1 pseudogene is annotated in these 2,202 nt (G+C 73.0%); it reads left to right on the top strand.

The features are described 5' to 3' along the window. Nucleotides 1-353: 353 nt before the first annotated feature. Nucleotides 354-2,202 (top strand): annotated as a pseudogene (locus ACLQ26_RS22285) (ABC transporter ATP-binding protein); the annotation flags it as partial.

Here is a 2,202-nt window from a genome sequence, read left to right as displayed (position 1 = left end):
CGGGGCGGGGGTGGCCGTGGTCCTGCGATCGTCAGGGTGTGTAACGACCCCCGGCCCGCCACGATTCCGGCCCACGGATGCGCCCGGTCACACCCGGACCGGACACGGAAACGGACATCGCGCCCATACCTGCCCGGCAGTGACCACCGAAGCGGACGTCGGGCGGTGATCGACACGAGTTCCTCGATAGCGGGGTATCCGGGGCACCGGGACACGCCGACATCGCTGATCCCGTGTCGATCAAGCTGGCGAGCCTGACCGTAGGCCCTGCTCAGGGTGGGTAAATCGGTTGAGACGGCGGGGCCGCTGACGGCACGCTGGGTGTTCCGCCACCCACGTCCGGAGGAACTCCGATGCGCCTGCTCCGTGACCTGTGGGACACCTCGCCGCGTCGTCTGGCCTTCGTGGCCGTCCTGATCGTGCTCGGGGCCGCCGGTCAGGCCGGCGCCTCGGCGCTCGCCGGCGCGGTCCTGGTACACCGGTCGACCAGTTCCTTCGCTGTCCTGGCCGTGGCGCTTGTCGCGGCGGTCCTCAGCGATCTCGTGGTGAGTCTGTTGATGGCCGGTTTGACCGCCGACTGGTCCGCGCACGTCCGTCGGCGGCTCTGCCGGGTCGCGCTCGGGCAGGATCTGCCGAGCCTTGAGACCACCCCGGTGGGCGAGCTGCTCGACCGCGTCGACGGGGACGTCTACCAGGTGGCGTCGGCGGTTCGGAACCAGGGCATGCGCCTCGCCCAGGGGCTCTGCGTCGGCCTGCTGTCGATGGTGGTGGCGCTGGCCGTGTGGTGGCCGGCCGGAATAGCGATGCTGCTGCTCACGGTGCTTCTCGGGGTGGGGCTGCGCCGGCCCACGGCACGGATCGGCCCCGCTCGGATGGTCGAGGAGGAGGCCTGGTCGGACCTGGCCGCAGTGATGGAGGAGGCGGTGCACGGCCAGGACGACGTGCGGACCAGCCTGGCCCAGCCGTACGTGCTGCGGCTGTACGCACGGCGGGCCGCCGCAGTGCTGTCCCGCGGTCACCTGGTCTGGGTGCTGTCCGCCCGGGTGGCGACGGTCGCCACCGCGACGATCCGGGCCGGCGTCGGCGTGGTGGTGCTCGGCGGGGCCTGGGCCCTGGCCACCGACCTGATCGACGCCGCCCGGCTCACCGCGATCTGGCTTCTCGCCCTGGCCTTCGGAGCCACCGCCGAACACGTCAGCCGGATGGTGCCCGAGCTGCAGGAGGCCCTCGGCGCGTGGGCCCGGGTGCGGTTGCTCCAGAAGTCCCGGCAGGAGCCGGTCGGTGGGCTCAGTCCGGTCGACGGTGACCTACGCATCCGGGACCTGACGTTCGGATACGAGGTGAGCGGCCCGGAGAGCGGGCGAGGGCCGGCCCTGCGCGGAGTCAGCCTGACCTTCGCGCGCGGCCGGTCGTACGCCCTGATCGGGCGGACCGGTTCGGGCAAGTCGACACTGGCGAAGGTGCTCACGAGGGCCGTGGACGTGCCGCCCGGCACCGTCTTCCTCGGCGGCACCGACCTGTGTGACCTCGACGTCGAAGAGCTGCGCCGCTGGGTGGCGCTGGTGCCACAGCGCACCGAGATCCTGGCCGGCACGCTCGCCGAGAACGTCGCGCTCTACGATCCGGAGCTGCTCGATGCTGCCGCCCGCGCGCTTGACGAACTGGGCCTGACCGGCTGGATCGCCGAGCTGCCCGACGGGTTGGCGACCCGGCTGGGGGAGGGCGGGCATGCGCTCTCTGCCGGCCAGGAGCAGTTGGTGGCGTTTGCCCGGATCCTGGTTCGCGACCCGGGCGTGGTGATCCTCGACGAGGCCACCGCCCGGCTGGACCCGGTGACCGAGGCACGGGTGCAGCGGGCCACCGCTCGACTGCTGCGCGACCGGATCGGCATCGTCATCGCCCACCGGCTCTCGTCGGTGCGCCGCTGCGACGAGGTGGTGGTGCTGGCCGACGGCGCGGTGGTCGAGGCCGGCCCGTTGGAGACGTCGACGCGTTTCGCCGAGTTGCTGGCGACCAGTCACGCCGCCGCGTACGCCGGTGGGGCGCCCTCGTTCCGGTCCGGCGGCGGCACCGGCCTGTTGACCGGCCCGGACAGCGCCGGCGCCGGCCTGTTGACCGACAATTCCGGCACCGGCACCGGCACCGGCACCGGCACCGGCACCGGCACCGGCACCGGCACCGGCACCGGCACCGGCACCGGCC

The organism is Micromonospora sp. DT43 (assembly GCF_049841645.1).
In the GTDB taxonomy this organism is placed as follows: Bacteria; Actinomycetota; Actinomycetes; order Mycobacteriales; family Micromonosporaceae; genus Micromonospora.
This window is presented reverse-complemented; position numbering and strand designations above follow the sequence as displayed.